At 48.3% G+C, this 6,770-nt stretch carries 6 protein-coding genes; all 6 read left to right on the forward strand.

The annotated features are described in order from the left end of the window. Nucleotides 1–611: 611 nt before the first annotated feature. The 6 genes from D1614_RS17280 (at nt 612) to cobA (ending at nt 6,559) form a co-directional block, all read left to right on the forward strand. Nucleotides 612–866, forward strand: a complete 255-nt coding sequence (locus D1614_RS17280) for a DUF2061 domain-containing protein (protein WP_119439222.1) — start codon at nt 612–614, stop codon at nt 864–866. 3 nt (nt 867–869) lie between these two features. Continuing rightward, a complete protein-coding gene (locus D1614_RS17285) occupies nt 870–1,322 on the forward strand; it encodes a precorrin-2 dehydrogenase/sirohydrochlorin ferrochelatase family protein (protein WP_119439223.1) in 453 nt (150 codons plus the stop codon). Between the two features lie 2 nt (nt 1,323–1,324). Further along, nucleotides 1,325–3,154, forward strand: a complete 1,830-nt coding sequence (locus tag D1614_RS17290) for an assimilatory sulfite reductase (NADPH) flavoprotein subunit (protein ID WP_119439224.1) — start codon at nt 1,325–1,327, stop codon at nt 3,152–3,154. Between the two features lie 47 nt (nt 3,155–3,201). Then, complete coding sequence (gene cysI / locus D1614_RS17295; RefSeq protein WP_119439225.1) at nt 3,202–4,902, forward strand: assimilatory sulfite reductase (NADPH) hemoprotein subunit; 1,701 nt, start codon at nt 3,202–3,204, stop codon at nt 4,900–4,902. A 71-nt stretch (nt 4,903–4,973) separates the two neighbouring features. Beyond that, nucleotides 4,974–5,813 (forward strand): Rossmann-fold NAD(P)-binding domain-containing protein, encoded by an 840-nt coding sequence (locus D1614_RS17300; RefSeq protein WP_162304544.1) that lies wholly within the window; start codon nt 4,974–4,976, stop codon nt 5,811–5,813. A 26-nt stretch (nt 5,814–5,839) separates the two neighbouring features. Then, complete coding sequence (cobA, locus tag D1614_RS17305) at nt 5,840–6,559, forward strand: uroporphyrinogen-III C-methyltransferase (RefSeq protein ID WP_119439227.1); 720 nt, start codon at nt 5,840–5,842, stop codon at nt 6,557–6,559. Nucleotides 6,560–6,770: the final 211 nt, after the last annotated feature.

Genomic DNA, 6,770 nt, shown 5'->3' on the forward strand with positions numbered 1-6,770 from the left:
AAGAATCAAGTGCTGTTAAACAGCCCCCTATACTATTGATATGCAGGAGGTATGAATCGTGAAATTAAGTAACATTCAGTGAGCCGATTAGATGGCTTTTGTTAATAAATGTTATAGTCTGGAATGGCTCTGAATAAGCCCTTGTTGGAAGGGTTTCAGGGGACTTTACCTGCTGTTTTCAGGGAGAATTTCACAGCGGAAATAAAGCCGGTTTTTGCGGCTGATTTTAATACAAAAGAGTTCAACGAAATCCGGTTTTGGAATTTCCAATGTTAATTTATTTAGAACGATTAAAAAAAAGAATAATAAAAGTGTTTTTTGTCTGAAATAAGCATTTATATTTGCAACGTGACAAAAGTCATATAAATAGAAGTTTTTAATATTGACACAATGAGAAAATATTCTTCTGAAATAATGGAAAAATCAATGGCATGTATGATGTGTATGTGTTGTGATTGGCTATCCTTGCAGAAGAATAACTGAATAAGTAAGAATTATAACTACCTAATAATTACGGCTCTTCTGCACTTGCGGGAGGGTCGTTTTTTTTTATCGTTGAAACGGAACAAGGCAAAAATACTTGCACATCGGATGAACCAAAAGACAAACAAATGGAAAATACAGCTACCGGGAAAACCATAGAGCGGAAACGCCGCAGCATTGCTAAAACAATTTCGTGGCGAGCTGTTGGTACGCTCGATACCATTCTTATTTCGTGGCTTGTAGTTGGAAATTTAAATTTTGCAGTAACCATTGGCGGGGTAGAGTTGTTTACCAAAATGGCGCTTTACTTCTTTCATGAACGAGCGTGGAATAAATGCAATTACGGAAGAGAAAAAGAAGTACCGATTGAATACGAGATATAAGAAATGAAGAAGAAGTTTTTACCCATATCGATCGACATTGCCAACGAGAAAATCCTGGTAATAGGAGGTGGTCCGGATGCCCTGAAAAAGCTGCGGATACTTCAGCGCTTTGAGGCCGAGGTAGAAGTGCTGGCTCCGGAAGTGTGTGAAGAAATCAAACAAAGTGGTGTAAAGTACATCGAAACAGAATACGACAAGAAGTATCTGAAAGATTACTTAATGGTTTATTCCTGTTTGGATGATGAGGATGCTGACCAGCAAATTGTTAAAGATTGCAGGGAAGCACGTGTTTTGGTGAACATCCACGATAAACCTGCGTTGTGTCAGTTTGTATCGCCCGCCATTTACCGGCAGGGGAATATTACGGTAGCCGTTGGATCAAACGGCGAAAACGTTCATGAATCGATAAGAATCAGAGATCTGATAAAAGATAAATTGCAATTTAATTTAGGATAGAAATGAGTTTAAAGTTGAATCCATTAAGTGACCAACAGTTAACAGGGTTGGATCAGCTGGTACAAGGATTAACAAAGGAGCAAACCCTTTGGCTAAGCGGCTATTTCGAAGGCAGGCTGGCAGTTTTAGGCGCCGGCTCCGAAGTTCAGCCAATAAGTGCGCCGGCAGCAGCTGTTGCTCCGGCACCGGAAAACCGTATCAACCTGACGATTTTGTTTGGTACCGAAACCGGACATTCGCAGGGATTGGCCGAGCGCCTGGGTGAAAAAGCAACCTTTAAAGGTATCAATGCACAGGTGTACAGCCTGTACGATTACAACTACAAAAAACTGAAAGAGGAAGAAAATGTAGCAATAATCGTGAGTACCCACGGCGAAGGCGACCCGCCGGATATGGCCGAAGATTTTCACAAGTATGTAACCGGCAACCGTGCCCCGCAGCTCGGAAGTACCAATTATTCGGTGCTGGCACTGGGCGATAAAACGTACCGGAACTTTTGTAAAACCGGCGAGGACATCGATGATGCGCTGAAAAGCTGTGGTGGCTACCGGATCACGTCGATGGTGAAATGCGACGTTGATTACGAACAAAGCGCCGAAATCTGGATGAACAACGTGTTGCTGAACCTTACTCCGGCCGAAGCACCGGCAGCATCAAATTCTGCAGCACCTGCTGCTACCGCACCTGCAACTGCGGTAAACGGGGCTGCTGTGGTGGGAGAGACCTTCTCGAAAAACAATCCTTACATGGCGACCGTTCTCGATAAGGTGAAAATTACCGGGCGCGATTCGGACAAGGAAGTGTACCATGTGGAACTTTCGCTCGAAGGATCAGGGCTGGAATACGAACCTGGAGATTCGCTGGGGATTTTTACCCAAAATCCAACCGACCTGGTGGAGGCGATTTTCGAACAAACCGGTTTTGATCCGGAGCAACAGGTGGATTTTGGCGAAGATAAGATCGGTCTGAAAGAGGCGCTGAGTCACCACCTCGAAATCACAACGCTGACATACGACCTGCTGGAAAAATACTACGAGAAAACCAAGAATGCCGATCTGCTGAAGATTCTCGAAGACGAAGATGCTTTAAACGACTATTTGTACGGACATGATGTACTGGACTTACTGGAAGATTTTCCGTTTCAGTGGAACGCCAACAAACTGGTGAGCATTTTGCGCCCTGTTCCGCCGCGTTTGTACTCGATATCCTCGAGCATGGAAAGTGTGGGTGAGGAAGTACATGCCACGATTTCGGTGGTGCGTTACGAGCGTAAAAACCGTACGCGCAAAGGTGCCTGCTCCAGTTATTTGAGCGATGGGGTGGAGGTAGATGACCAAATCCCGGTTTACATCGAGAAGAACCCGGCGTTTAAACTGCCGCTGAACGGTTCCAGGATCATAATGGTGGGCGCCGGTACCGGTGTGGCGCCTTACCGTGCCTTTATGCAGCACCGCGAAAGCCAGGGAATGAAAGGAAACACCTGGTTGTTTTTTGGCGACCGCAGGTTTAGCTCCGATTTTCTGTACCAGGCCGAGTGGCAGAAACTGCTGAAATCAGAACACCTCGAGCGGATGGATGTGGCGTTTTCGCGCGATCAGGAAGAGAAGGTTTACGTTCAGCACAAACTCAAGGAAAATCAAAAGGAAGTATTTGAATGGCTCGAAAACGGCGCTTATCTATACCTCTGTGGCGATATGAAGCACATGGCCAAAGATGTGAACAAAGCCTTGCTCGAAATTGTGCAGGCGCAGGGAGGCATCAGCCAGGAACAAGCAGAAAAATACATTAAGAATCTGAAGCGCGAAAAGCGTTTTCAAACCGACGTTTACTAACGATACTACAACAACTCAACAACAACCCGATTTTAATAACCCGAAAAATGAGTGAAACAATCAACTGGAAAGAACTGTCGGAGGTAGAGCGCCTGAAACACGAGAGCAACTACCTGCGTGGTACCCTGGTCGAAAGCCTGGCCAACCCGATTACGGGAGCCATTTCGGACGGCGACACGCAGATCTCGAAATTTCACGGTATCTACCAGCAAACCGACCGCGATCTCGACAAAGAACGAAAACACCAAAAGCTGGAGCCGCTGTATTCCTTCCTGCTGCGGATCAGGATGCCCGGAGGACGGTTTACCCCGGATCAGTGGCTGCGCATGGATGACCTTTCGGACAAGTACGCCAATGGTACGCTAAAGCTTACCACGCGGCAAACCTTTCAACTGCACGGTGTTTTAAAGAAGAACCTGAAGAACACCATCAGCGAAATGAATCAAAGCCTGCTGGATACGATCTCGGCCTGTGGCGACGTTAACCGAAACGTGATGAGCCATGCCAACCCGGCTGAATCGCCTTTTCATGCCGAGCTAATCGACCTGGCGCGGAAGATCAGCTTACACCTCTTGCCGCGGAGCACCGCTTACCACGAAATCTGGCTCGACAAAAAGCTGGTAGCCGGTGGTCAGCAAGACCAGGAACCTATTTACGGAGACCGTTATTTGCCGCGTAAATTCAAGATTGGCGTGGTGATTCCTCCGTATAACGATTGCGATGTTTTTTCGCAGGACCTGGGATTTATTGCCATTGTGGAGAAAAACAAGATCGTGGGATACAATGTGGTCGTAGGCGGCGGTTTGGGATCTACTTTTGGGATGCCCGAAACCTATCCGCGCGCCGGAACGGTTATTGGCTATTGTTTGGCTGATCAGGTGATAGATGTGGCCGAAAAAGTGTTGCTGGTGCAGCGCGACAACGGCGACCGTAAAAACCGCAAGCAGGCCCGTCTGAAATATACTTTCGACCGGATGGGAGAGGAGCTGTTCAAAGCCGAAGTGGAAAAGCGCCTGGGGTACTCGCTGGAGGACGCAAAGCCTTTTGTGTTGACCCATAACGGCGACGATTACGGCTGGAAAAAGGGAACCGACGATAAATGGCACCTGACGTATTTTGTGGAAGGTGGCCGTGTGCGCGACGACGAAAAGTTTCAGCTAAAAACCGCGGTAAAGGAAATCGCCAAAATCAGTGACGGGGATTTTATCATTACGGGTAATCAAAACCTGATCATTTCCGGCGTTTCGGCACCTGTGAAGAAAAAGGTCGATGCCCTGCTTAAAAAGTACGGCGTAGCGCCTACCGAACTTTCCGGATTGCGGAAGAACTCCATCGCTTGTGTGGCTTTGCCTACCTGTCCGCTGGCCTTTGCCGAAGCCGAACGCTACTTGCCGACACTGATCTCAAAGATCGAGACCATCCTCAACGAATTCAAACTGGGAGAGGAAGAAATTGTGATCCGGATGACCGGCTGTCCCAACGGTTGCGGAAGGCCTTACCTGGCCGAAATCGGGCTGATCGGGAAATCGCCGGGTTACTACAATCTATACCTGGGCGGCAGTTTTAACGGCGACCGTTTGAATGCCCTGTACAAGGAAACCCTCAACGAAGAAGAGATTTTGCAGGAGCTGAGAACCATCATCGAAGACTTTGCGGCGAACCGCACGGAGAAAGAACACTTCGGCGATTTTGTGATCCGCAAGGGATACGTTCAGGAGATCCGTGAAGGGAAAGATTTCAGGCATTGATGCTGTCATTCCGATCCCGAGCACTCGGAGAGGAGTCTCCATCAATTATTAGGACACTAACTACAAAGGTTATGAGCAAAACAATATCAATATTAGGCAGCGGCTGGCTGGGAACGGCATTGGGTAAATCGCTTTTGCGCAAAGGCTGGGACGTAAAAGGTTCCACCACATCGACACAAACTTACAACGACCTCGAGATGACCGGCATCAGTACCTTTTATGTAAAGGTGCAGCCGCAGGGCATCCGGATCGATTACAACAGTTTCTTTAACACCGATGTTTTGCTGGTCAGTTTTCCGCCTACGCGTACTTCTTGCGTGGAAGAATCGTTTCCGCAGAAAATTGAGCAGGTGGTGCAAAAGATCAAGGAAATCGGCATCAAAAAGGTGCTGTTTATTTCTTCTACATCGGTATACGAATCCCGAAACGGCGAGGTGAAGGAAGGAAACGAAGGAAGGCCTGAAAAAGCCAGTGGCCGGGCTCTGCTTTCGGCCGAAAAGCTTTTCATCCAGGAAGACGCTTTTCAAACTACGGTGCTTCGTTTTGGTGGTTTGATCGGTTACGACCGCAATCCGGCGCGTTTTGTTCAGCACCGTACCGAGGTGGCGGGCGCCGTGCCGGTAAACCTGATCCACCGCGACGATTGCGTCAGCATCATCACCGAAATACTTGAAAAGGAGGTTTGGGGAGAGGTGTTTAACGCCGCTTCGCCCGAACATCCGACCAAAGCCGAATTTTATGCCAAAGCCGCCAAAATAAGCGACTTGCCGGTTCCGGCGTTTACCGGTACTTTGGAACCCTTCAAAATCGTGAACAGCGACAAACTCCGGGAAAAGCTCGGCTATCAATTTATTTACAACAGCCCGATGGACTATCTGCGTGAAGTGGAAGAGTGGGCCTACCGTATTTGAGAGTGCGGTAAAATTTGGAGGAAATCATGCAGAAAGGAAAGGTATATATTGTGGGGGCGGGTCCCGGGCCGGCCGACCTGCTGACCATTCGTGCGCATCGTGCGATTGGTGAGGCCGATGTGGTGTTGTACGATGCCCTGGTGTCGCGCGAAGTGCGGCAGCTTTTTCCCGAAAAGGCCGAACTGGTGTTTGTGGGAAAAAGGGCAGGGGACGGCCGCGATGTAACAGTGCGCCAGAATGCCATACACGCCAAAATGCTTCAGCACTCCACGGAAGGAAAAACAGTAGTGCGCGTAAAGTCGGGCGACCCGATGGTGTTTAGCCGCGGCGCCGAAGAGACTTCTTTTTTAAAGGAAAATGAAATTCCGTATGAAGTGATTCCCGGAATCTCGGCTTTTAATGCGGCGGCTGCCGAATTTGGCGTGGCGCTCACCGACCGCCGCGGAAGCAACTCGCTGCACCTGCTTTCGGGTACCGATGTGTCGGGAAAGCCGGTAAATGCACAACACCTGGCCGATATCCTCGAGAAACGCGGAACGGCGGTGCTTTACATGGGCACAAAAGTGCTGGAGCAGATTGTCGAGGCTTTTGATCCCGGCGCGCGCGGACAAATCTCTGCCACCATTGTTTCCCGCACGGGCTTGCCCGATTCGGCGATCATGGAAGGAAAACTTACCGAGGTGGCGGAGCTGCATTCGGTGGCTCCTTTAAAAACTCCCGCTTTGATTTTTTTGAAAAAATATTGATCGTTGTTACACGCTTAGCGCCTGTTTCCTGAACGCAGGTTTATCTGCATAAGCGGAAGTAGGGAACCGTTCTTTCTTAGAGAGAACGGTTCCTTAAACATCCATTCGAAATGTTTGAAAGCAGGGGCAAGGAATGACTCGTCCTAAAAAAAGTTTACAGGTTATAACTCCAAATTTATTTGTTTTCTGTAGTAGTTCTTCCATCTTTTTT

The sequence above is a fragment of the Maribellus luteus genome (assembly GCF_003576475.1).
Classification (GTDB): domain Bacteria; phylum Bacteroidota; class Bacteroidia; order Bacteroidales; family Prolixibacteraceae; genus Draconibacterium; species Draconibacterium luteum.